We start from the raw sequence: 24,223 nt of genomic DNA, 5'->3' as shown, positions 1-24,223 counted from the left end.
ATGACAGCCTTGACGGACGACACGCTGCCGGTAACCCCGCGCGCGATCCGCGACGAGATGATCGTGTTCGTGGTGATGGCGCTGCTGCTGGCTTCGGTGCCATTCACGGGAGTCTACCCGTTCTTCGTGATGCAGGCACTGTGCTTCGCGCTGCTCGCCTGCGCCTTCAACCTGCTGATCGGCTATGGCGGTTTGCTGTCCTTCGGTCATGCGATGTTCCTGGGCACGGCCGGCTATTGCAGCGCGCATGCTCTGAAGGTCTGGGCGCTGCCGCCGGAGCTCGGCATCCTCGTCGGCGTCGCCGGTGCCTTCGTGCTCTCGCTCATCACGGGCTATATCTCGATCCGGCGCCAGGGCATCTATTTCTCGATGATCACGCTGGCGCTGTCGCAGCTTCTGTACTTCATCTACCTCCAGGCGCCGTTCACCCATGGCGAAGACGGTATCCAGGGCATCCCGCAAGGACGCATGTTTGGCCTGTTCGATCTGACCAAGCCGACCGTGCTCTATTACGTGGTTCTGGTCGGCTTCCTCGCCGGCTTCTTGCTGATCTTCCGCATCATCAACTCACCGTTCGGCGAAGTCCTCAAGGCGATCCGCGAGAACGAGCCGCGCGCGATCTCGCTGGGTTACCGGACCGATCAGTACAAGTTCCTGGCTTTCGTGCTGTCGGGCACGCTGGCCGGCTTTGCCGGTGCGCTGAAAGTCTTCGTGGCGCAGAATGCCTCGCTCACCGACGTGCACTGGTCGATGTCGGGCGAAGTCGTGCTGATGACGCTGGTCGGTGGTCTAGGAACCGTGTTCGGTCCCGTGGTCGGTGCCTTCGTGATCATCGCCATGCAGCAATATCTGGCGGGGTTCGGGCAGTGGGTGACCGTGATCCAGGGCTCGATCTTCGTGATCTGCGTGCTCACCTTCCGCCGTGGCGTCATCGGCGAAATCGCGCATTACTTCCGGCGGTCGCTGTAAGTCATTGATCTAATGGAAGATGTGTTGACTCGCGAAAGCGGTGGATGATCCGGCTCCACGGGCGTGAGGTGGCACGCGCGTGGATCGAAAATGGTCTATGACAGTTTCATGACGGCCCCCTTTGGCCAAGCCATTATCCAACCGGTAGTTTCTCTCCCATGATGCGATTGTTTCGCTCTTTCCTGCCCAAGGAAGAACGGTTCTTCGACCTGTTCGACCGCCACGCCCAGACCGTGATCCAGGGCTCGATCGCGCTCCAGAGCATGCTCAACGGGGGCGAGGAGACGCCGGTCTATTGCCAGCGCGTCAACCAGTTCGAGAACGATGCGGACAATATCACCCGTGAGGTGCTGACGGCGGTGCGTCGCACCTTCATCACCCCGTTCGACCGCGGCGACATCAAGAACCTGATCACCTCGATGGACGACGCCATCGACCAGATGCAGCAGACCGCCAAGGCCGTGATGCTGTTCGAGGTCCGCAGCTTCGAGCCGCCGATGCGGGAGATCGGCGGGCTCCTGATCGAATGCGCCAATCTGGTCGGCCGTGCGCTGCCGTTGATGCAGAAGATCGGTCAGAACGTGGCTATGCTGACTGCGATCACCGAAGAGCTGGGCAAGCTGGAAGGCCGCGTCGACGATCTCCATGATATCGGGCTGAAGGAACTGTTCCTCAAGCATCGCGACGGCAACGCGATGGATTTCATCGTCGGCGCAGAGATCTACGACCATCTCGAGAAAGTCGCCGACCGCTTCGACGACGTCGCGAACGAGATCAACAGCATCGTCATCGAGCAAGTTTAGGGCAGGGGCCACGCCGTGGATGTTGCGTTGGGTCTTCCCGTCCTGGTCGGATTGATCGCCGTCGCGCTGCTGTTCGACTTCCTGAACGGCCTGCACGACGCCGCCAATTCGATTGCGACCATCGTCTCGACTCGCGTGCTGCGGCCGCAATACGCGGTGTTCTGGGCCGCGTTCTTCAATTTCGTCGCCTTCATGGTGTTCGGGCTCCACGTCGCCCAGACCATCGGCACCGGCATCATCGATCCCGCGATCGTGGATGCTCAGGTGATCTTCGCCGCGCTCGTCGGCGCCATCGTCTGGAACCTGGTGACATGGGCGCTCGGAATTCCATCGTCCTCGTCTCACGCATTGATCGGCGGCCTGTTTGGTGCGGGCGTGGCCAAAGCCGGCCTTTCGGCGGCGGTCTGGAGCGGATTGTCCAAGACGGTGATCGCCATCGTGCTGTCTCCGCTGGTCGGCTTCCTGCTCGCGATGGTGCTGGTTGCGATCGTCTCCTGGGCCTCGGTGCGCTCCACGCCCTTTGCCGTCGATCGCGCCTTCCGCATCCTGCAATTCGCCTCCGCCTCGCTCTATTCGCTCGGCCATGGCGGTAACGACGCCCAGAAGACCATGGGCATCATCGCCGTGCTGCTCTATTCGCAGGGCCAGCTCGGCGGCGAATTCTTCGTGCCCTTCTGGGTGGTGCTCTCGTGCCAGGCCGCGATGGCGATGGGGACGCTGATGGGCGGCTGGCGCATCGTTCGCACCATGGGCCTGCGCATCACCAAGCTGACCCCGATGCAGGGATTTTGCGCCGAGACCGGCGGTGCCGCGACCCTGTTCATGGCGACCTTCCTCGGCGTTCCAGTCTCGACCACCCACACCATCACCGGGGCCATCGTCGGCGTCGGCGCCGCCCGCCGCCTTTCGGCGGTGCGCTGGAACGTCGCCAGCTCGATCGTCTATGCCTGGGTGATCACGATGCCGGCCTCGGCCATCGTCGCCGCGCTCTCCTGGTGGGCGGTCAAGCTCTTCGTCAAGTAACCAGCTTCAGCCCGACAATCCCGGCGACGATCAGCCCGATGCTGGCGAGGCGGAACGCGGTGGCCGGCTCGCCGAACAGGATGATGCCGAGCGTCGCGGTACCGACCGCGCCGATGCCGGTCCAGACGGCATAAGCGGTTCCAATCGGCAGCGATTTGAGGGCGAGCCCGAGCAGGAGGATGCTGCCGGCCATGGCGCCGAGTGTGAGGACTGACGGAACGAGCTTGCTGAACCCCTCGGTATATTTGAGGCCGATCGCCCAGGAGACCTCCAGCAGACCGGCGACGAACAGGATGCTCCAGGCCATGACGACCCTCCATTCAAGGCAGGGTCGTCCCCGCGACTGGCGTGCTGTGGGAAGGGAAGGCCGTCCCTCCCAACCCTGGCCGATATGGGGCTGGCCGGAAGGCTCCGCAATCACCAGATGAGGCTTGATCAGGCTCATTTTCCCTGCCAAACGCTGCCGCAATGTCCGACATCGCCACCACAGCCGAATCGACGGCCCGTTCCTCGCTTGCCGCTGAAGTGTCGCGGCGGCGTACCTTTGCGATCATCTCGCATCCGGACGCCGGCAAGACCACGCTGACCGAAAAGCTGCTGCTGTTCGGTGGCGCCATCAATCTGGCCGGCCAGGTGAAGGCCAAGGGCGAGCGGCGCAACACGCGTTCGGACTGGATGAAGATCGAGCGCGAGCGCGGCATCTCGGTCGTGACCTCGGTCATGACCTTCGAGTTCGAGGGCCTCGTTTTCAACCTGCTGGACACGCCGGGTCACGAGGACTTTTCGGAAGATACCTATCGCACGCTCACGGCGGTCGATTCCGCCGTCATGGTGATCGACGCTGCCAAGGGCATCGAGGCGCGCACCCGAAAGCTGTTCGAGGTATGTCGTCTTCGCGACATCCCGATCATCACCTTCATCAACAAGATGGACCGCGAGAGCCGCGACGTCTTCGAGCTCCTGGACGAGATCGAGAAGACGCTGGCGCTCGATACCACGCCAATGACCTGGCCTGTCGGCCGCGGCCGCGAGTTCCTCGGCACCTATGACGTCGTCAATGGCGGCGTGCGCCTGCTCGAAGGCGGCGGTGCCAAGACCGGCGCGGCGCAGCAGATCGAGATCGCCGAGCTCGCCAAGCTCAACGCCAATCTCGACGTGTCAGCGGTCAAGGACGAGCTCGAGCTCGTCACCGCGGCTTCAAAGCCGTTCGAGCTCGAAGCGTTTCGCGAGGGCCATCTGACGCCGGTCTATTTCGGCAGCGCGCTACGCAATTTCGGCGTCGGCGACCTGCTGCAAGGGCTCGGCAAGTTCGCGCCCGAGCCGCGCGCGCAGGAGAGCGACCAGCGCAAGGTCGAAGCCACCGACCCGCGCATGAGCGCCTTCGTGTTCAAGATCCAGGCCAACATGGATCCCAACCACCGCGACCGCATCGCCTTCGCGCGGCTGTGCTCCGGCAAGCTGAGCCGCGGCATGAAGGCGAAGCTCGTGCGCACCGGCAAGAGCATGCCGCTGTCGAGCCCGCAATTCTTCTTCGCGCAGGACCGTTCGGTTGCGGACGAAGCCTATGCCGGCGATGTCGTCGGCATTCCCAATCACGGCACGCTGCGCATCGGCGATACGCTGACCGACGGTGAGGATTTCAACTTCGTCGGCGTGCCGAGCTTTGCGCCGGAAATCGTCCGCCGCGTGCGTCTCACCGATGCGATGAAAGCCAAGAAGCTGAAGGAAGCGCTTCAGCAGATGTCGGAAGAGGGCGTGGTGCAGGTGTTCCGCCCGCGCGACGGCGCGCCCGCGTTGGTCGGCGTCGTCGGCGCTCTCCAGCTCGACGTGCTCAAGGCGCGGCTGGATGCGGAATATTCCCTCCCGGTCGAATTCGAGGTCAGCGAGTTCCAGCTCGCACGTTGGGTCTCCTCGGAGGACCGCAAGAAGCTCGATACCTTCATCGCCGCCAACACCTCCAGCATCGCCGACGATGTCGACGGCGATCCCGTCTATCTGGCGCGGAACGAGTTCTATCTCGGCTACACCAGGGAACGTGCCGAGGGCATCGCATTCACCAACGTCAAGGACGTCAAGAAGAAGGGCTAGGGGCGTTCCGTCCGCTCCTCACCCTCCGCTGTCATGCCCCGCGAAAGCGGGGCATCCAGTACGCCGCAGCCTCTCGGCTCAATCACAAACGTCTCGGAGTACTGGGTCGCCCGGTCAAGCCGGGCGACGACACCGTCCTTGGACGCGCGCATGTGAACAGCCGCAGGCTTGACGCTGCCGGCGGCAATGCCACGTTCAGCCATGTGGCCTTGCGAGTTTACTTCATGTGGCGCGGCATCCTTGTTTTCCTCCTGCTGACGATCTCGACGATCGCCGCCGACGCGCGGCCCCGGCAGATCAACCCAATTCCGTTTTCGCACGAGCCGTGCAGCGTGCTCGACGGCAGGCCCTGCACGCCGTCTTATTGCAGCCCGCTCGAGCCTGGTCCCTGCATTCCCGAGATCGACTATCCCTACGGCCAGAACCTCCAGCTCACGATCCAAAGCGTACCGTCGGAGGCGGATCGCGGCAAATATCAAAAGCCTGATCACGATCTCGATACGATCGGCGATCTCTTCGCCGAGCTGCGCACTTGCTGGTCGCCGCCAACGGACAATGCCCGAGCAGGCATGCAAATCGCCGTGCGTTTCAGCTTCAACAAATCGGGCGGCCTGATCGGCCCGCCGCGCCTGACCTTTGCGACCGCAGGCGTCCCCGCCGAGACGAGAACCTCCTACCTCAATGCGATCAATTCATCGTTGAACGCCTGCCTGCCGCTGAAATTCACCGGCGGTCTTGGCGGTGCCCTCGCCGGGCGGCCAATCGCGATCCGATATGTCGACAATCGCGAGATCGGCAAGTAGCGCATCAGTTGCGACCCGCGGCCAATCGATGATACGCCATGGGCTGGGGCGCTGGTTGAGGGGAGAATCTCGTGGGTCTGCTGGTTATGATCCTGGGGCTTGCGCTGTTTTTTGCAGCGCATGTGTTCACGACGAAACGCGAGGCGCGCGCGCAGGCCATCGCGAGACTGGGCGAGGGGACCTACAAAATCCTCTATTCGCTTGCCTCGCTCGCGGGACTCGCGTTGATCATCTGGGGCTTCGCCCACTACCGCGCGACGGGCTGGATCGACGTCTGGTATCCGCCGAAGGCGCTGAAGCACATCACGCTCGCGCTGATGCTGCCCGCGGTCATCCTGGTGGTTGCGTCCTATCTGCGCGGCCGCATCTATGCGACGCTGAAGCATCCGATGCTGGCCGGCATCAAGCTGTGGGCGGCGGCGCATCTTCTGGCCAATGGCGATCTCGGCTCCATCATCCTGTTCGGCTCGTTCCTGGGCTGGGCGGTGTATGATCGCATCACGCTGAAGCGTCGCACCGATGGTGGCGGTCCGCCGATTCCGGTGGGCGGCGTCACCAACGATCTGATCGCGATCGCGGTCGGGATCGTCGCTTATCTGGCGCTGGCTTTTGCGTTCCATCCGGTCGTGATCGGCGTTCCCGTGATGGGTGGATAGCCGATCAGCACAAGACAGGACCGCATGCCCTGCGCGGAAAGTGACAAAGTAACAAGAGCAACAAGCCAAGGGCATCCCGATGGACTGGTCGCAATCTCAGATCCCGCCGATGCGGCTCGAGGCGCGCTTCGGCGATCGGGTCGTCCCGGCATTTTGCGATCGGCCATCGAGCCTGTGGGCGATGATAGCGGATGCCTGCGCCCGCAATCCCGACGGCGAAGCACTGATCTCAGGCCATGTCCGGCTGAGCTGGCGGCAGGCCGCGGAGCAGGCTGCGCGGATCGCGGCGGGATTTCGCAAGCTCGGATTGCAGCGCGGCGATCGTGTCGCGATCCTGCTCGGTAACCGCGTCGAATTCCCGCTGCTGCTGTTTGCTGCTGCGCATGAGGGGCTCGTCACGGTGCTGCTCAGCACGCGTCAGCAGAAGCCGGAAATCGCTTATGTGCTCGGCGATTGCGGCGCAAAGATATTGATCCACGAGGCGGCGCTCGCGGAGCGGCTGCCGGATGCGCTGGACGTGCCCGATGTGATCCACCGCATCGCAGTCGATGACGATCCCGCTCGGTCGCATTTCGCGGTGCTCGTCGACAACGCGCCGGCCGCGGCGCCGGTCGAGACGAGCGAGGAGGACACCGCGATGATCCTCTACACCTCGGGCACGACAGGCAAGCCGAAGGGCGCGATGCTGGCCCATTGCAACATCGTCCATTCCTCGATGATCTTCGTGTCCTGCCTGCAATTGACGGCGGCCGACCGTTCGATCGCGGCAGTGCCGCTCGGTCACGTCACCGGCGTCGTCGCCAACATCACGACGATGATCTGCTGCGGTGGCGCGCTGATCATCATGCCGGAGTTCAAAGCCGGCGAATATCTCAAGCTCGCCGCGCGCGAGCGCGTCACCTACACGGTGATGGTGCCAGCGATGTACAATCTCTGCCTGCTCCAGCCCGATTTCGAGAGCTACGATCTGTCGAGCTGGCGCATCGGCGGCTTTGGCGGCGCACCGATGCCGGTTGCTACCATCGAGAAGCTCAAGGCGATCATTCCCGGCCTCGAGCTGGCGAATTGCCACGGCGCGACCGAGACGACATCGCCGTCCACGATCATGCCGGGCGAGTTGACGGCAACCCACATCGACAGCGTTGGCCTGCCGTGTCCCGGTGCGCGCATTCTGGCAATGGGCGCGGACGGGCGTGAGCTGCCGCCTGGGGAAATCGGCGAGCTCTGGATCCAGAGTGCCTCCGTCATCAAGGGCTATTGGAACAACCCAAAGGCCACGACCGAAAGCTTCACCAGCGGGTTCTGGCATTCCGGCGATCTCGGCTCGATCGATGTGGAGGGATTTGTCCGGGTGTTCGACCGGCAGAAGGACATGATCAACCGCGGCGGCCTCAAGATCTATTCGGCCGAGGTCGAATCCGTGCTGGCCGGCCACCCGGCCGTGGTCGAGAGCGCGATCGTCGCCAAGGCGTGCCCGGTGTTGGGCGAACGCGTTCACGCGGTGGTGGTGGCGCGTGCGCCGGTGGACAGCGAGGCCTTGCGCGCCTGGTGCGCGGAGCGGCTGTCCGACTACAAGGTCCCGGAGAGCATGATGATCACAGCGGAGCCGCTGCCGCGCAATGCCAATGGCAAGGTACTGAAGCGGCAGCTGCGGGAGCTGTTGGGATCCTGACCCGGGGAGGCGGTCTCTCCGGGCTGTCCCGGGTGGTTAACGCCTTGATCGGGCTCGCTTTGCCTTGCCACCGCCATATCGTTAGGGTACCTCGCCGCCACGTGGGGACGGGATTCCTGACGCGAACGCCTTGGCGCGCGCACCCGGACGGGCATGGGATTAGCATAAGTGTCTGAATTATTTGACGAAGTCGACGAGGAAGTACGTCGCGAACAGCTCAAGAAGCTGTGGGACAAGTATTCGATCGTCTTCATCGCCCTGATGGTGCTGATCGTCGCCGCCGTGGGTGGCTGGCGCGCTTACCAGTATGTGGAGGCCAAGAAGGCCGCCGAGGCCGGCGCCGCCTTCGAAAAGGCCGCCGAGCTGTCCGAGCAGGACAAGCATGCGGAGGCCGAGGCGGCCTTCACCGAGCTCGCCGCAAAGGCTCCATCGGGCTATCGCACCCTGGCGCGGCTGCGTGCTGCGGCCGAGGCGGCGGCCCGCGACACCAAGGCGGGCGCCAAGCTGTATGACGACATCGCCGCCGACCGCAGCGTGGGCGGCGAGTGGCAGGATCTGGCGAAGATCCGCGCCGCCGGTCTCCTGCTCGACAGCGCCGGTTATGCCGACATGCAGCAGCGGCTGGACGCCTCCACCTCGCCCAAATCGACCTTCCGTCATACTGCCCGCGAGATGTTGGCGCTGTCGGCCTGGCGCAACAACGATATGACTGCCGCCCGCAAATGGCTCGACGCGATTGCCGAGGATGGCGAAACGCCGCCCGGCTTGCGCTCACGCGCCGAGGCGCTACAGGCCTTGCTGCCGCCCGTAGCGAAGAGCTGAGACGAGATACCGATATGCGCCGTACGTCACGCTTGATCGCAGCCTTCGTCCTGATCGCCTTCACGGGCGTGCTGGGCGGTTGCTCCAGCTTCGATCCGAGCGACATGCTCGACTTCCTCGATACCAAGAAGAAGCTGCCGGGCGACCGCAAGCCGGTGTTCCCGGAAGGCGTGCCGGGCCTCGAGCAGGGCGTTCCGAAGGAAATGTACAAGGGCGCGCAGCAACAGCCCGATCCGAACGGCCCCGCCGTCGCGGCTCTGCCCACCGAGCCTCCGCCCGAGCCGGCCAAGCCGGCGAAGGGTGCCAAGGCGAAAAAGACCAGGCAGCCCGCCAGCGCTGCCGTTGCGCCGGCTGAGGCGCCCGCCGGCGAAGTCGATGGCGAGGCCCAGCCCGAGGCCGCGCCGCCCGCGGCCACTCCGGCGCCCAGGCAGAAGATCGTGCGCAAGCGCACCACCGCGCCGCCGCCCGATCAGCCCGTCCAGCAGGCGCAACCGACCCAGACCACCCAGCAGCAAACGCAGGGCGCCTTCCCGGCGCCGATGCCCAGCGGCAGCTTCTCGCGCTAGAGCATGATCCGGAAAAGTGTGAAGCGGTTTTCCGAAAAGATCATGCTCAAACAATTGTCTTCATTTCATTGACAGGCGCGGCTCCGGCAGCGCACGAATGACCCATGTCCTTTAAAATTGCCATTATCGGCCGGCCCAATGTCGGCAAGTCGACGCTGTTCAACCGCCTGGTCGGGCAGAAGCTCGCGCTTGTCGATGACCTGCCCGGCGTCACCCGCGACCGCCGCGAGGGCGAGGCCAGGCTCGGCGATCTCGACTTCACGATCATCGACACCGCCGGCCTCGATGAGGGCGCCAAGGGCTCGCTGACCGCCCGCATGCAGGAGCAGACGGAGGCCGCGATCGCACAGGCCGACGCGCTGTTCTTCGTGATCGATGCCCGCATGGGCCTCACGCCCAACGATCGCGCCTTCGCCGATTTCGCCCGCAAGGCCAACAAGCCGGTGATGCTTGTCGCCAACAAGAGCGAAGGCAAGCATGGCGATGCCGGCGCGATGGAGGCCTTCGCGCTCGGCCTCGGCGATCCCATCCAGATCTCGGCCGAGCACGGCGAGGGCCTCGGTGAGCTCTATGATGCCCTTCGAGAGCTGATGCCGGAGCCCGTCGAGGAGGATGACGTCGAGGACGACGAGCCGCTGACGGAGGAAGAGGCGGCCACGCGTCCGATCCGGGTCGCGATCGTCGGCCGGCCCAACGCCGGCAAGTCGACGATGATCAATCATCTGCTCGGCGAGGAGCGTCTGCTGACGAGCCCGGAAGCCGGCACCACGCGCGATTCCATCGCGGTCGAAATCAACTGGAAGGGCCGCGAGTTTCGCGTGTTCGACACCGCGGGTCTGCGCCGGCGCTCGCGGATCGAGGAGAAGCTCGAGAAGCTCTCGGTCGCCGACGCACTGCGCGCGGTGCGCTTTGCCGAAGTCGTCGTGATGATGATGGATGCGCAGAACCGCTTCGAGGAGCAGGATCTTCGCATCGCCGACCTGATCGAGCGCGAAGGTCGCGCCGTCGTGCTCGCCGTCAACAAATGGGACCTGATGGAGAGCAAGGGTGGCGGCGCGATCTCGAACCTGCGCCGCGATGCCGATCATTTGCTGCCGCAGATCAAGGGCGTGCCGATCGTCGCCGTCTCCGGCTTGATGGGCGAGGGCATCGATCGATTGATGCAGGCGATCCAGGATGCCTATGCGCTTTGGAACAGGCGTGTGTCGACCGCGGCACTGAACCGCTGGTTCGAGGAGGCGGTCCAGGCCAATCCGCCGCCGGCCGTGTCCGGCCGACGCCTCAAGCTGAATTACATCACGCAGACCAAGGCGCGTCCGCCGAGCTTCGTGCTGTTCTGCTCGCGTGCGGACGCGGTGCCGCAGTCCTATCTGCGCTACCTCACCAACTCGCTGCGTGAGGCCTTCGAGCTGCCGGGCACGCCGGTGCGTATCACCTTGCGCGAGAAGGCCAATCCCTTCGCCCACAAGCGCAAGCGGCCGTCGTGAGCAACCAAGCCGGCGAGGCGATGGCGCAGGGCGCAGCGCCAGTCCGGCGCGGTGCGGTCGCCTTCATCTTCGTCACCATCCTGCTCGACATGCTCGCGCTCGGTGTAATCATGCCGATCCTGCCAAAACTGATCGAGAGCTTCGTCGACAACGACACGGCGCACGCGGCCCGCATCTTCGGCCTGTTCGGCACCGCCTGGGCGCTGATGCAGTTCGTGTTCTCTCCGGTGCTCGGCGCGCTGTCGGATCGCTTCGGGCGGCGGCCGGTGGTGCTGCTGTCGAATTTCGGGCTCGCGGCCGATTATGTGCTGATGGCGTTGGCGCCGTCGCTGGTCTGGCTGTTCGTCGGCCGCGTCATCTCAGGCATCACCTCGGCCAGCATCTCGACCGCCTTTGCCTATATTGCCGACATCACGCCGCCGGAGCGGCGTGCAGCGGTATTCGGCAAGATTGGCGCTGCCTTCGGCGCCGGCTTCGTGCTGGGCCCGGCGCTGGGCGGTCTGCTCGGCGATATCGATCCGCGCCTGCCGTTCTGGGCTTCGGCGGCATTAAGCTTCGCCAATGCACTCTATGGGCTCTTCGTGCTGCCGGAATCGCTGGCGCCGGACAAGCGCGCGCCGTTCCGCTGGAGGAGCGCCAATCCGCTCGGTGCGCTCCGCCTGCTGCGTTCCAACGCGGTCCTCGCTGCGTTGTCTGTCGTCAACTTCATCGCGCAGGTCGCGCATGTCGTGCTTCCCTCGACCTTCGTGCTCTACGCCACCTATCGCTACGGCTGGGATTCGAAAACCGTGGGGTTGACGCTGGCGATGGTCGGCGTCTGCGCCATGGTGGTGCAGGGGCTCGCGATCGGTCCGATCGTGCGCGTGCTCGGCGAGCGCAACGCCTTGTTGCTCGGCCTGTGCTGTGGCGCGGTCGGCTTCGTGATCTTCGGCGCAGCGCCGACCGGGCCGCTGTTCTGGATCGGCATTCCCGTGATGTCGCTGTGGGGTATCTCGGGCGCCGCCATGCAATCGCTGATGACGCGGCTTGTCGCGCCCGATCAGCAGGGCCAGTTGCAGGGCGCGACCGCGAGCGTGCAGAGCGTGTCGCAGCTCGTCGGCCCGTTCCTGTTCACGCTGACGTTTTCATACTTCATCGGCGCCAGCGCGCCGTGGCAGCTGCCCGGCGCGCCGTTCCTGCTCGCGGCGGTGTTGATGGTGGCGTGCGTGGCGATCGCGGTGCGGGCGCTGGGAGCGGCGAAGACGGTCGCGTAGGGTGGGCAAAGCGAAGCGTGCCCACCGCCTTGTTCGGTTGTCGAGAGATGGTGGGCACGGCGCTTTCGCGCCTTTGCCCACCCTACGGCACCTATGCTCTTACTTCTTCACCAGCGGGCACTCGCTGTCCTTGAGCGGCTTGGCCGCATCTTCCGCCGGGATGGTCGCGATCAGCTTGTAGTAATCCCACGGTCCCTTGGATTCTTCCGGCTTCTTCACCTCGAACAGGAAGGCGGGAATGATCCGGCGTCCGTCCTCGCGGAGCGGGCCCTTGCCGAACAGCGGATCGTCGGTCGGAAGCTCCTTCATCTTGGCGACGACCTTGGCGCCGTCATGGGGATTGCCGCCGAGCGCGTCCATGGCCTTGAGGTAATGCAGCACGGCGGCGTAGTTGCCGGCCTGGGTCATCGACGGCATCGCCTTGTTGGCCACCTTCTCCTGGAAGCGCTTCGAGAAGGCGCGCGTGCCTTCGTTGAGGTCCCAATAGAAGGATTCGGTGAAGGTCAGGCCGTGCGCGGTCTTCAGGCCGAGCGAGTGGACGTCGTTGATGAACAGCAACAGCGCCGCGAGCTTCTGGCCGCCTTCGACGATGCCGAACTCGGCCGCCTGCTTGATCGAGTTGGTGGTGTCGCCGCCGGCATTGGCGAGACCGATGATCTTCGCCTTCGAATTCTGCGCCTGCAGCAGGAAGGAGGAGAAATCCGACGTGTTGAGCGGATGCTTGACGCCGCCGAGCACCTTGCCGCCGTTCGCGGTGACGACCGCGCTGGTGTCACGCTCGAGCGCGGCACCGAAGGCGTAGTCGGCGGTCAGGAAGAACCAGCTGTCGCCGCCGGCCTTGGTCAGCGCCTTGCCGGTACCGTTGGCGAGCATGTAGGTGTCGTAAGTATAGGAAATGGTGTTGGCGTTGCAGGCCTTGCCGGTGAGGTCGGCACTGGCGCCGCCATTGTTGAGCAGGACCGCGTTCTTTTCCTTGACGACGTTGCTGACGGCCAGCGCCACGCCGGAGTTCGGGGTGTCGGCGATCACATCGACCTTCTGGGTGTCGATCCACTGCCGCGCGATGTTGACGCCGACGTCCGGCTTGTTCTGGTGGTCGCCGCTGATCACCTCGATCTTCCAGCCCTTGGCGCGGAGACCGGAATCTTCCACCGCCATGTTGACCGCCGCCACGGCGCCGGGGCCGCCGATGTCGGCATAGAGGCTGGACATGTCGTTGAGCACGCCGATCGTGACGGATTTTTCCTGGGCGAAAGCGGGTGTGGCAAAACCGAAAGCGGCACAGGCCAGAAGAGCCGCGGAGCGGCGCGCGAACGTCGTCGTCATAAAAGGTTTCCTCCATTGTCAAACATGCGGACGGCTCTCTTGAATGGGAGCCTTGTTCCGGCTGATGGCTCTACCGTGTCCGACGGCCGGCGGCAATGCGCCTAAAGCCGGATGACGCTGCGTCGCAGCGTCATCCCTCCGTTAACTTTTGGGCAAAATGCGTCGAGACGCTATTTCAGCGCGTCCGATGTCAGCTTGAATTTCTGGATGCGCTTTCCGGTGTCGACCTCGGCGGTATAGACGTTACCCTTGGCGTCGATCGCCATGGCATGCACCCAGTGGAATTGTCCGGCATTGCGACCGTTGTGCCCGAAGCTACCGACCACGCTGCCGTCGTCGCGCCTGATCACCCTGATCTCGTTGTTCTCGCCGTCGGCGCTGAGCAGCCAGGTCTGCTTCGGATCGGGCCAGATCGCGATGTCCCACACGGCGCCGTTGCCGAGCGTGTTCTTCTCGAAGAAGAACTCCTTCACGAAGGTGCCGTCCGTCTTGAAGACCTGGATGCGGTTGTTGATGCGGTCGCAGACGTAGACGAGCCCGTCATTGGCGAGCTTCACACAGTGGACGGGATTGCCGAACTGCTGGGACACCGGCGCCTTGGGATCGTACGCCGCCTGCTTGGTGTCATCAGGCTTGTTGCCGTAGGCGCCCCAGTGCCGCTTATAGGCGAGGGTCGTTGCGTCGAACACGATGACGCGGCGGTTGCCGTAGCCGTCGGCGACGTAGATTTCGTTGGCGGCCTTGTCGATCGCGGTCTCGGCGGGTTTGCCGAGCTGTGTCGTGTCGTTGCTGCCGAGGCTCGGCGCGATCTTGCCGATCTGGGCGACGAACTTGCCGTCGAGCGTGAATTTCAGGATCGCGTTGTCGTTGTCGGCATTGCCGCCGACCCAGACGAAGCCGCGCTCGTCGACCTCGATGCCGTGCTCGCGGCCGACCCATTCATAGCCTTCGCCCGCGCCGCCCCACGATCGCAGCAGATTGCCGTCGCTGTCGAATTCGAGCACCGGCGGCGCCGACACGCAGCATTTCGAACGCGGCGGAGTGAGGCTCGCGCCTTTCTCGTCGTCGGTGAGGGAGCGGGGGCGATGGATCACCCAGATGTGGCCCTGCCAGTCGACGGTGATGCCGCCGACCTGGCCGAGGATCCAGTCGTTCGGCAACGGCTTTGGCCAGGAAGCATCGACCGCGAAGGTCGGGACATCGCCGGCGGTTGCCGCGCCCGGAAGCGCAAACGCGACGGCCGCGATCAGGACAGAGAGGACGCGAGAGACATTTGCGAGCGCACGCTTAAAGCTTGCGCGATTCCGCCATGGTGCCATAGCAACCTCCCTTTATTGGCCTGCGGCTTGCTGCCGCTTGAGCGCGGGCAGTCAATCGCGGGGAGGCCGTCAAGTCAATCAGGCCGGCGAGCGGAAGCTCATCAGGCTGCGGGTCTTGTAGTCGTAGAACTTGCCGGTTTCGGTCCAGTCCGGCGCGCACATCGGCACGATGAATTCGGCGACCTGCTCGGCTGTATCGAGCGTCGCCGGATCTTCGCCCGGCATCAGCGTCGCGCGCATGCGGGTGCGGACGGGGCCCGGATTGAACAAATTGACGCGCAGTTTCGTATTCGCGGTCTCCTGTGCCCAGGCGCGCGCCAGCGTTTCCAGCGCCGCCTTGGACGCCGCGTAGGGACTGACATAGGCGGTCGCCTTGTTGGCAGCGCCGGACGTGACGAACACCGCGCGGCCGGCGTCGGACTGCTTGAGCAGCGGCTCCATGCAGCGGATCAGCTGGAAGTTCGCGGAGACGTTGACCGCCATCACGTCGGTGAAGGCCTTCAGCTCGATATGGCCGATCGGCGAGGAGGGGCCGAGCACGCCGGCATTGCCGACGAGGATGTCGAGCTTGCCGTAACGCTCATGCAGGCCGGCGCCGAGCCGCGCGATGCCGTCGGAATCGGTGAGGTTGAGCGGCACCAGCGTTGCGGTGCCGCCGTCCTTGCGGATCTCGTCGTCGAGCTCTTCGAGCCCGCCCTGCGTGCGCGCCACGGCGACGATATGCGCGCCGGCCTTGGCCAGCGCCTTGGCCGTGGCGAAGCCGATGCCGCGCGAGGCGCCGGTGACGAGAGCGATGCGGTTGGCGAGGGGTTTTGTCATCAAGAGGTTCTATCCAGCGTCGTCCTGGCGAAAGCCAGGACCCATACGCCGTGACGTTTATGGCTAGGGAAGATGATTGTCACACCTTCTTCGAACCAGAGAGGTCTGTGGTAATGGGTCCTGGCTTTCGCCAGGACGACGGCCGTCAGCTCGCCTCCGCCAGCAGCGACAATTGCCGCGGCTGCTGCTCGGTCTGGGTCTGGTCGGTGAGGTGGGTCGGATAGGCCCCGGTGAAGCAATGGTCCGAGAATTTCGGATTGGCGGGGTCGCGGCCGGGCTCGCCCATGGCGCGGTACATGCCGTCGATCGAGAGGAAGGCGAGCGAATCGGCGCCGATGATTTCGCGCATCTCCTCCAGCGAATGCGTCGCCGCAAGAAGACCACCGCGGTCCGGCAGGTCGATGCCGTAATAGTCGGGATAGAGGATCGGCGGCGAGGCGAGGCGGAAATGTACTTCCTTGGCGCCGGCATCGCGCATCATGCGAACGATCTTCTTCGAGGTGGTGCCGCGCACCAGCGAATCGTCGATCAGGATGATGCGCTTGCCTTCGATCGCGGCGCGGTTGGCCGAATGCTTCATGCGCACGCCGGACTCGCGGATCGCCTGGGTCGGCTGGATGAAGGTGCGGCCGACATAGTGGTTGCGGATGATGCCGAGCTCGAACGGCACGCCGGAATGCTGGCTGTAGCCGACCGCGGCGGGCACGCCGGAATCCGGCACCGGCACCACGACGTCGACCGGCACGTGGCTCTCCTTGGCGAGCTGCGCGCCGAAAGCCTTGCGCACCTCATAGACGGAGCGGCCGTGGACGATGGAATCCGGACGTGAGAAGTAGATGTACTCGAAGATGCAGGGCCGCGGCGCAATCGGTGGGAACGGCTTGTGAATGTCCTGGCCGCTCTCGTCGAACACGATGACTTCACCGGGTTCGATGTCGCGCACAAAGCGCGCGCCGATGATGTCGAGGGCGCAGGTCTCGGACGTCAGGATCGGGCAGCCGTCGAGATCGCCAAGCACCAGCGGACGGATGCCGCGCGGGTCGCGCGCGCCGACCAGCTTTTTGTTGGTCAGCGAGACCAGCGCATAGGCGCCCTCGATCTCGCGTAGCGCGTCGACATAGCGCTCAATGAAGCGGCTGCGCCTGGAGCGCGCGACCAAATGCAGGATCACTTCGGTGTCGGTGGTCGACTGCATCATCGCGCCGCTCTTCACGAGCTCGCGACGCAACGTCAGGCCGTTGGTGAGATTGCCGTTGTGGGCGACCGCAAGGCCGCCGGCGTTGAGCTCGGCGAACAGCGGCTGCACGTTGCGCAGGATGGTGGCGCCGGTGGTGGAATAGCGGACATGGCCGACCGCCATTGTGCCGGGCAGGCGGTCGATCACCTCGCGGCGGGAGAAGGTGTCACCGACGAGGCCGAGGCGGCGTTCGGAATGAAAGCGGCCACCGTCATAGGAGACGATGCCGGCTGCTTCCTGACCACGGTGCTGAAGGGCGTGGAGGCCGAGCGCCGTGATGGCGGCGGCATTGGGGTGGCCGTAGATGCCGAAGACGCCGCATTCCTCGCGCAGCGTATCCCCCTCCAGATCGTCTTGAAGTTCCAGCGCGGCCGGGCCGAGATCAAGTAGGGCGTCCTGGTCAGGATTTCGCATCTCGTCCGAGCCTCTCGTTAGGGCTTAATCATCGCGCCGCGGGTTTCTCGATCAGCTTTTTAAGGCTGTCACGAGCCGGTTTGCTGTATCCGTCGCCACTGCCCGAAGGCTGCTGTTCGGAATCAGTTTGCTCTTCATCTGGTTTGTTTTTCTTGAATCTCTTCAAGATGGTGTTCTCGGGGTCGTCAGGCAAGAGGGCCATCAGCCAATCCCCGGTTCCCTGGAGCACCACGCGGGATTTGGCCCCCGTGACCCAATCCGGGCGCTGCTTGTCCGGCACCAGCCAGGTGAAGAACAGGAAGGCGACCACGACGATCAAAAGCCCGCGTGCCAGCCCGAACAGGAATCCGAGGGTGCGGTCCAGCGCGCCGATGCGCGAATCCAGGATCATGTCGGAGATCCGGACCGTGATCACGGAGACCACGACCAAAGTGCCCACGAACACGCCGGCGACTACGACCACGCTCGCGACGGTATCGTTGTTGAAATAGGTCTTTGCGGTCGGCAGCAGCTTCGAGAATGAATAAAGGGTGACGATCGCCGCCGTGCCCCAGGCCGCGATCGACAGGATTTCGCGCATGAAGCCGCGAACCATGGCAAGCAGGCCCGAAATCAGCATCACACCGAGCAGGATCAGGTCGAGGATGGTTACTGGCATCGGCTGGTCTGGTCCGCTCGTACTTCAAGGTGCTCAGCGAATCGGTGTTTGGCCGCCCGCCCTAAGTGAGGGCCAGACGACGTTCCCGGCAAGGCCGCAACCACGCAATCCCATGCTGCTTTTGTGACGGCTGTATAGCGGCGAGGGCGGGGCACGTCACCACCGGCTAACCCTCTCCGCGGCGGAATCTTGCCGGTGTGGCATTTTTCTCTGCCGGTGCGCTCGAGTCGCCTCGCCGGGAGCCGCGCGCGGCGATCTCGGCGACCAGCGTCGTCAGGCTGTTGATCGCGTTCAGCGACAGGCCGGCATCGCCGGCGGCTTCACCCCGGGCCGATTCGGGCAGCACGGCACGCTGAAAGCCGAGTTTTGCCGCTTCTTTCAGCCGGGCCGGGGTCTGCGCCACGGGGCGCACCACGCCGGACAGCGAGATCTCGCCGAAATAGACCGCATCGGTGGGTAACTGCGCATTAACCAGGGAAGACACCAGCGCCGCCGCAGCGGCCAGATCAGCCGCGGGCTCGTGGATGCGCAGGCCGCCCGCGACGTTCAGATAGACGTCGTGGCCCGACAGCTTGACCCCGCAATGGGCTTCCAGCACCGCCAGCACCATCGACAAACGGCTCGGATCCCAGCCGACCACGGCCCGTCGCGGGGTGCCGAGCGAGGTTGGCGCCACCAACGCCTGCAATTCGACCAGAACGGGCCTTGTGCCCTCGATGCCCGCGAAGACTGCGGTGCCGGGCGTGCCGAGATCGCGCTCGGACAAAAACAGCTCGGAGGGGTTGGTGACTTCGCGCAGGCCGAGCCCCGTCATCTCGAACACGCCGATCTCGTCGGTCGGACCGAAACGGTTCTTCACGGCACGCAGGATGCGGAATTGCTGCGAGCCTTCGCCCTCGAACGACAGCACCGCATCGACCATGTGCTCGACCACGCGGGGGCCTGCGATCTGTCCGTCCTTGGTGACATGGCCGACCAGGATGATGGCCGCGCCGGTCCTCTTGGCAAATCGAATCAGGGCCTGCGCCGAGGCGCGCACCTGCGTCACCGTGCCGGGTGCCGATTCCACCGTGTCGGTCCACATCGTCTGGATCGAATCGATCACGATCAGCCGGGGCACCGCGCCCTCGGACAGCGTCGAGACGATGTCCTCGACCGACGTCTCGGCTGCGAGCTGAACCGGCGCGTCCGACAGCCCCAGCCGTTCGGCGCGCAGCCGAACCTGCGCGACCGCCTCTTCGCCGGAGATGTAGACGACGCGGTGCCCGGCGCGCGCGAGCAGGCTTGTGGCCTGCGTCAGCAGCGTCGACTTGCCGATGCCGGGATCGCCGCCGACCAGAAGCACCGAGCCGCGGACGAAGCCGCCGCCGGTCACGCGATCGAGCTCCGCCATGCCCGAGGACAGGCGCGGGGCGTCCTGGGTTTTTCCGGACAGGCTCTCCAGCGCGAACGTCCGCCCCTTGCGCTTGGAGCGGATCGACACCGGCACGCTGCCGGTCGTGTCCTCCTCGGCCAGCGTATTCCACTCGCCGCAAGACTCGCACTTGCCCTGCCAGCGGTTGTAGGCCGCGCCGCAGTTCTGGCAGACGAAGGAAAGTGTGTTCTTGGCCATGGGGACAGCGAGTTAGGGGGACAGCGAGTCGGGCGTTTCAGGTTTGCTGATAGCACGGAATGACGGTCGAGAGAGTGAGCCTGGGCGCACCCCGCATATCGCGGCTCGGCACGCCTGACAGCCGGCCCACCACAGCCGTGTCCTCGTGGACAGTCCGTCGATCGCACCCGAATTGGCCGTCTGAGCACAGCGCGGCTACGGCTGCGCCGCGTTCCAGAGCATGGAGAGGCCGGCGGCGATCATGATCGCGTCCATCACCACGCGGAACATCTCCGGCTTCAGGCGCAGCACGAAGCGTTTGGCAATGAAGGCGCCCGCCATCAACGAAGATCCCGCGATCAGGCCTTTGACGAACACATCGGCGGTCAGCGCGCCGAACCGTTCGAAGGTCACGGATTTCGCGGCATAGAGCCCGAGCGAAGAAGCCGCTTCGGTGGCGAGGAAAGCGCCCCGGGACAAGCCGTAGAACAGGAATAGCGGGACGCTGAGCGGGCCGGTGGAGACGACGATGCCGGTGAGATAGCCGATGGCGGCCCCGCCGATCGCCAGATGCCAGAGATTGGCCTTGAGATCGTGCCGCGCCAGCCAGTGTCGCACCGGCACCATCGCGATCAGGAAGACGCCGATGGCGAGATCGACGGCGTGCGAGGGCAGGGCCAGCAGCGTCCGCGCGCCGAGCACGGCGGCCGGAATACCTGTCACCGAATAAGCCGCGCAGGCCCGCCAGTCGACCTCGCGCCACCAAGCCAGGATCCGTGAGAAGTTGGCCATGACGGCGGCCACCGCCATGATCGGCACCGCCTCCTTTGGCCCGTAGGCATAGACCAGCACCGGCATCAGCATGATCGACGAGCCCGTGCCGACGATGCCCGAAATGGTGCCTGCGATGAGGCCGACGATGAGGACGAAGAGGAAAGCCAAAACAATCTCCACGAATCGGGAGAGTTTAGCCGCGGCCAGCAGCGCGGGCGATCCGCGAGGCGAGGGAACCCTATCTTGCCGAACGAGCCCGGCGTTAACCATCGCCGACGGTTCCAGTCTGAGCGAAATCGCTTCGAAGTTTCTTAAATCTTACTGGGTACCTCTCGTGGGCATAGTGACCTGGGGGAAGTGTATGGGTAAGCGGGCCAAACGCGGAAAGGCGCAGACGTTCGCAATCCCGATGGCCGCGAGACTTGCAATCGGCGCCGTGGCCGTTGCCGCGTTGGGGTACGGTTTGCTGTCTCGACCGACGAACGTGCAAGCGACACGAAAGCCGTCCGCGCGCGAAGCCCAAGCGTCGTCAACTCCGGTTTACGTCGCAACGCCGGTTCATGCATCATCGTCACCTCCCACTCCGGCTTCGGCTCCACCTCCGGCCCCGGCGCCTCTGGTCGAACCGCCCAAAGCTGCCGACGTTCCCGGAGCATTTGTTCGGCAGGTGGTTGACTACGCCAGCCGCCAGACCCCGGGCACCGTGATCATCGATACCAAGAACACATTCCTCTATTTCGTCCTGAACGACGCGCAAGCACTGCGCTACGGCATCGGTGTTGGCCGCGAAGGTTTCACATGGTCCGGTGAGCAGACCGTGGCTCGCAAGGCAGAATGGCCCGATTGGCATCCGCCTGCGGAGATGGTCTCGCGTCAGCCTTATCTGCCGCGGTTCATGGCAGGTGGCCCCGGCAACCCGCTCGGCGCTCGGGCGATGTATCTGGGCGACACCGAATATCGAATTCACGGCACCAACAAGCCCGATACGATCGGGAAGCGGGTCTCGTCCGGCTGCATCCGACTGACCAATGAGGACGTCGTCGATCTCTATGATCGCGTGAAAGTCGGCGCGAAAGTGATCGTGCTTCCGACAACCGTTGCCCGCCGACCACCCCAGGGAGCGCCGGGCGACGCCGCTTTCCGATTACCGGACCCGGCATCGCCGTCGAACCGGCCCTCAGCAACTCACGCGCAGATGCCGTCATCTGGACCGAGGATCGCCGAGGCTCAGTAATTCATCCTCGGTCCTCATCCTGCAACGGAGAACAAGGAGGCACTGCAAGTCGCCTACGAGGTCATCCGGTAGGCATAAGCATTACGGCTTGTAGGGCGGAGGACAGACGACCTCTCCCAGAGGACTTCTCCGGCACGGCTCAGTCACCCTGATTGCGGTATGAGTATAAGCGTAGCTCAATGCTGCGCCGGTTAGAGCCGCACCAAGGATTGCAATTTGCCATCGCAATTTCATGGCTTCGACTTCCCAAGAGGCGCGTCGACGGGCTGCCCTTTCATATCAGCGAAGCCCTGTTGACGCGAAGGAGACGTTTCGGACATCAGTCTATAGCTATTTTGGAAGGACCAAACCTTCCGTGCCATTTCAGAAGACGCGCCTTGCCTCCTTATTATCCTGCCGCTCTTCAATTGTGATCAGGAAGGCAAGTTCCCATGAACGCCAAACCAACAATCGTTTTCTGCCACGGCATTTGGGCCGACGGCTCGTGCTTCAGTAAGGTCATCCCTGCATTGCAGGCCGATGGGCATGAGGTGATTGCCGTTCAATATGGTTTGGACTCTTACGAGGAGGATCTGGCGACGGTTAAGCGCACACTCAATCGTGTCGGTAGTCCTGTCCTCCTGGTCGGTCATTCTTACGGCGGGGCCACCATTACAGGCGCAGGCACGGATGAGCGCGTGGTCGGGCTGGTGTACATTGCAGCGGTCGCTCCGGATGCCGGCGAAACCGTACAGGATCAGCTCGACAAATATCCCTCGGACATTTTCTCTCGCGTCGAGGTGGCGGATGGGCGTGCCTGGATGCTTCCGAGTGGCACCGAGTTCTTCGCAGGCGATCTCTCCGACGCAGACCAGAAGCTGGTTTGGGCGACCCATTATGCGCCCGTCTATGATCTGTTCCAGCAGCAAAAGCTCAGCGCGGACAAGGTCGCGTGGAGATCGAAGCCAAGCTGGTACGTCCTGGCCACGAAAGACCACACGGTGCATCCCGATCTGCAACGTTGGGTCTCAAAGCGAATGGGAGCGACTGTTACCGAGGTCGCGAGCAGCCATGTGCCAATGCTGTCCCAGCCTGATGTGGTGATCGACGTCATACGCAAGGCGGCGGCCGCCGTTCAAAAGGGCTGATCGCAGTCACTGCGCTGAATGCGAAGGAGAGGTCGTTTGCGGGCGACCTCTCCTGTCCGGTGGGCGACGACTGCCTCCGGAGACATCCCGCCGGTGTTTTGCCCGGTTTCGGACTATGCGTAACCCTTTGATTTGCCAGCGGTCGGCTACTGTGCATGGGGTTGTTTTTCATGTTTTTGTTGAGTTGGCGCGGCAAGTCGGTGCTCGCAGCACGTGGAGCAAGGCCGGCTGCGCGCTGCTGACAGCATGTTGGCAGCAGGGTCCGGCTACGACCATCTCCTGACAAAACGGAGAGCGGGTCATGCGGGTCGAGGGAAGCTGTCATTGCGGTGAGACGGTGTTCGAGGTGACGGAGGCGCCCGCGAGCGTGACCCGTTGCACCTGCTCGCTCTGCGCCAAGCGCGGCGCGTTGTGGGCCTATTACACGCCGGCGCAGTTTCGGCTGCTGTCGCCCGCGGAGAACGTCGCGACCTATCTCTGGGGCAGCCGCAGGTCAAACACCATTTCTGCGCAAGCTGCGGCTGCGGTACCTATTCGGAGTCGCCGGACTGGTCGACCGGCAAGCCCGATTTCGACAATCCGAGGGTCGCCGTCAACGCGCGCCTGTTCGACGAATTCGATCTGGAGGCCGTGCCGGTGACCATGATTGACGGCAAGAATTTATGGTGAGCATGCGCTCTCGCGCATGTCTGCTGCTCGTCAGTGCTCTTGAGGCACTCTTGAAAAGCTGATCTGTTTCCGCCCGACAGAAAAGGGGAGGAAGCCGATGATGCGTCTTTTCGCGCGAGTGATGCTCGCGATGTGTCTGGCCGTTGTAGTCGGCTTCCATGCCCAGGCGCAGACCAGGCCCAAGGTCACGACATCAGGACCGGATTTCCCCAAGACCGCGCTGTTCGTCGGCAACAGCTTCTTTTACTACAACAACGGCATGCCCGGGCATCTCTCCTTCATGGAGCGGGCTGCGTATCCCGAAAACAAGGCGGCCTATCGCAACACCATGGCAACGATCGGCGGCTCCGGCCTCGATTGGCACGACATGGAGAACCTGCTGCGGGCGGGCGGCCTCGGCGCCTATTCGTTCGACGAGCAGAACAACGTCGTCTTCAACAAGCCGGGCAGGCAGTACGACGCCGTCGTGATGATGGATTGCAGCCAGTGCCCGATCCATCCGCAGTTGAAGGACGCGTTCGCGACCTTCGTGAAGAAGGACGGCGAGATCGTCCGCGCCCACGGCATGCGGCCGGTCCTGTTCATGTCCTGGGCGTACGCCGACAAGCCTGAGATGACCGAAGCGTTGGCCGAAGCCTACACGATCGCAGGCAATGCCAATGATGCGCTGGTGATCCCCGCGGGTCTTGCTTTCGCGCGCGTGCGCAAGCTGCAGCCCGAGCTCAATCTGTATGCGCCGGACAAGCGGCACCCGAGCCCCGTAGGCACGTATCTGGCGACCTGCGTGACGTTCGCCGCGCTGACGGGCCGCTCGCCGGTCGGCAATTCCTACATGATGGGACTGGACGCGCCGACGGTGGAGCTGCTGCAGAAAGCAGCGTGGGACACGGTGCAGGAGTATTACGGACTTTGA

At 64.1% G+C, this 24,223-nt stretch carries 22 protein-coding genes and 1 pseudogene; 15 read left to right on the top strand and 8 right to left on the bottom strand.

Annotated features, from left to right (window positions below):
• The 3 genes from FXB41_RS22295 to FXB41_RS22285 all read left to right on the top strand — a co-directional run bounded on the left by FXB41_RS22295 (position 1) and on the right by FXB41_RS22285 (position 2,795).
• Positions 1–969, top strand: coding sequence for a branched-chain amino acid ABC transporter permease (locus FXB41_RS22295; protein WP_219683217.1), 969 nt, complete (start codon positions 1–3; stop codon positions 967–969).
• A 158-nt stretch (positions 970–1,127) separates the two neighbouring features.
• A complete protein-coding gene (locus FXB41_RS22290; RefSeq protein ID WP_007592082.1) occupies positions 1,128–1,772 on the top strand; it encodes a DUF47 domain-containing protein in 645 nt (214 codons plus the stop codon).
• Positions 1,773–1,787: 15 nt separating this feature from the next.
• Complete coding sequence (locus FXB41_RS22285; RefSeq protein WP_007592081.1) at positions 1,788–2,795, top strand: inorganic phosphate transporter; 1,008 nt, start codon at positions 1,788–1,790, stop codon at positions 2,793–2,795.
• On the opposite strand, the gene sugE is transcribed toward FXB41_RS22285, so the two are convergent.
• Positions 2,788–3,102 (bottom strand): quaternary ammonium compound efflux SMR transporter SugE, encoded by a 315-nt coding sequence (sugE, locus tag FXB41_RS22280; protein WP_007592079.1) that lies wholly within the window; start codon positions 3,100–3,102, stop codon positions 2,788–2,790. The genes FXB41_RS22285 and sugE overlap by 8 nt on opposite strands.
• A 161-nt stretch (positions 3,103–3,263) precedes the next feature.
• Between sugE and FXB41_RS22275 the strand changes: the two genes are divergently transcribed.
• The 8 genes from FXB41_RS22275 (at position 3,264) to FXB41_RS22240 (ending at position 12,142) form a co-directional block, all read left to right on the top strand.
• A complete protein-coding gene (locus FXB41_RS22275; protein WP_219683216.1) occupies positions 3,264–4,883 on the top strand; it encodes a peptide chain release factor 3 in 1,620 nt (539 codons plus the stop codon).
• Positions 4,884–5,107: 224 nt separating this feature from the next.
• A complete protein-coding gene (locus FXB41_RS22270) occupies positions 5,108–5,686 on the top strand; it encodes a UCP034077 family protein (RefSeq protein ID WP_219683337.1) in 579 nt (192 codons plus the stop codon).
• Between the two features lie 71 nt (positions 5,687–5,757).
• Positions 5,758–6,342: an NnrU family protein gene (locus tag FXB41_RS22265; protein WP_219683215.1), complete on the top strand. Its 585-nt coding sequence runs from the start codon at positions 5,758–5,760 to the stop codon at positions 6,340–6,342.
• A gap of 79 nt (positions 6,343–6,421) precedes the next feature.
• On the top strand, positions 6,422–8,014 hold the full coding sequence (locus FXB41_RS22260; protein WP_219683214.1) for a class I adenylate-forming enzyme family protein: 1,593 nt from the start codon (positions 6,422–6,424) through the stop codon (positions 8,012–8,014).
• Between the two features lie 168 nt (positions 8,015–8,182).
• Positions 8,183–8,836: a tetratricopeptide repeat protein gene (locus tag FXB41_RS22255; protein WP_219683213.1), complete on the top strand. Its 654-nt coding sequence runs from the start codon at positions 8,183–8,185 to the stop codon at positions 8,834–8,836.
• A gap of 14 nt (positions 8,837–8,850) precedes the next feature.
• Positions 8,851–9,402, top strand: coding sequence for a hypothetical protein (locus tag FXB41_RS22250; protein WP_219683212.1), 552 nt, complete (start codon positions 8,851–8,853; stop codon positions 9,400–9,402).
• 104 nt (positions 9,403–9,506) lie between these two features.
• On the top strand, positions 9,507–10,889 hold the full coding sequence (gene der, locus FXB41_RS22245) for a ribosome biogenesis GTPase Der (RefSeq protein WP_007592067.1): 1,383 nt from the start codon (positions 9,507–9,509) through the stop codon (positions 10,887–10,889).
• Positions 10,886–12,142, top strand: coding sequence for a TCR/Tet family MFS transporter (locus FXB41_RS22240; RefSeq protein WP_219683211.1), 1,257 nt, complete (start codon positions 10,886–10,888; stop codon positions 12,140–12,142). Before der ends, FXB41_RS22240 begins: the two co-directional genes overlap by 4 nt.
• Positions 12,143–12,241: 99 nt before the next feature.
• On the opposite strand, the gene FXB41_RS22235 is transcribed toward FXB41_RS22240, so the two are convergent.
• The 7 genes from FXB41_RS22235 to FXB41_RS22205 form a co-directional block, all read right to left on the bottom strand.
• Positions 12,242–13,468 carry an ABC transporter substrate-binding protein gene (locus FXB41_RS22235; protein ID WP_219683210.1) on the bottom strand — a complete coding sequence of 409 codons (1,227 nt, stop codon included), beginning with the start codon at positions 13,466–13,468 and terminating at the stop codon, positions 12,242–12,244.
• Between the two features lie 170 nt (positions 13,469–13,638).
• On the bottom strand, positions 13,639–14,787 hold the full coding sequence (locus tag FXB41_RS22230) for an NHL repeat-containing protein (RefSeq protein ID WP_219683209.1): 1,149 nt from the start codon (positions 14,785–14,787) through the stop codon (positions 13,639–13,641).
• A 78-nt stretch (positions 14,788–14,865) separates the two neighbouring features.
• A complete protein-coding gene (locus FXB41_RS22225) occupies positions 14,866–15,606 on the bottom strand; it encodes an SDR family NAD(P)-dependent oxidoreductase (protein ID WP_219683208.1) in 741 nt (246 codons plus the stop codon).
• Between the two features lie 145 nt (positions 15,607–15,751).
• Complete coding sequence (gene purF, locus FXB41_RS22220) at positions 15,752–17,257, bottom strand: amidophosphoribosyltransferase (RefSeq protein ID WP_219683207.1); 1,506 nt, start codon at positions 17,255–17,257, stop codon at positions 15,752–15,754.
• A 28-nt stretch (positions 17,258–17,285) separates the two neighbouring features.
• On the bottom strand, positions 17,286–17,915 hold the full coding sequence (locus FXB41_RS22215; protein WP_007592055.1) for a CvpA family protein: 630 nt from the start codon (positions 17,913–17,915) through the stop codon (positions 17,286–17,288).
• Between the two features lie 166 nt (positions 17,916–18,081).
• The gene (gene radA, locus FXB41_RS22210; RefSeq protein ID WP_219683206.1) at positions 18,082–19,527 is read right to left on the bottom strand and encodes a DNA repair protein RadA; all 1,446 of its coding nucleotides are present in this window, start codon (positions 19,525–19,527) and stop codon (positions 18,082–18,084) included.
• A 195-nt stretch (positions 19,528–19,722) separates the two neighbouring features.
• The gene (locus tag FXB41_RS22205; RefSeq protein WP_219683205.1) at positions 19,723–20,448 is read right to left on the bottom strand and encodes a sulfite exporter TauE/SafE family protein; all 726 of its coding nucleotides are present in this window, start codon (positions 20,446–20,448) and stop codon (positions 19,723–19,725) included.
• Positions 20,449–20,641: 193 nt separating this feature from the next.
• Between FXB41_RS22205 and FXB41_RS22200 the strand changes: the two genes are divergently transcribed.
• The 4 genes and pseudogenes from FXB41_RS22200 to FXB41_RS22185 all read left to right on the top strand — a co-directional run bounded on the left by FXB41_RS22200 (position 20,642) and on the right by FXB41_RS22185 (position 24,223).
• On the top strand, positions 20,642–21,514 hold the full coding sequence (locus tag FXB41_RS22200; RefSeq protein ID WP_219683204.1) for a L,D-transpeptidase: 873 nt from the start codon (positions 20,642–20,644) through the stop codon (positions 21,512–21,514).
• A 431-nt stretch (positions 21,515–21,945) separates the two neighbouring features.
• Positions 21,946–22,641, top strand: coding sequence for an alpha/beta fold hydrolase (locus tag FXB41_RS22195; RefSeq protein ID WP_007592043.1), 696 nt, complete (start codon positions 21,946–21,948; stop codon positions 22,639–22,641).
• 301 nt (positions 22,642–22,942) lie between these two features.
• Positions 22,943–23,310, top strand: a pseudogene (locus tag FXB41_RS22190) (GFA family protein).
• Positions 23,311–23,407: 97 nt separating this feature from the next.
• Complete coding sequence (locus FXB41_RS22185; RefSeq protein WP_219683203.1) at positions 23,408–24,223, top strand: SGNH/GDSL hydrolase family protein; 816 nt, start codon at positions 23,408–23,410, stop codon at positions 24,221–24,223.

This window comes from Bradyrhizobium canariense (assembly GCF_019402665.1).
Lineage (GTDB): Bacteria > Pseudomonadota > Alphaproteobacteria > Rhizobiales > Xanthobacteraceae > Bradyrhizobium > Bradyrhizobium canariense.
Note: the sequence above shows the minus strand (reverse complement) of the source record. Positions and strands in the feature narration are given on the sequence as shown.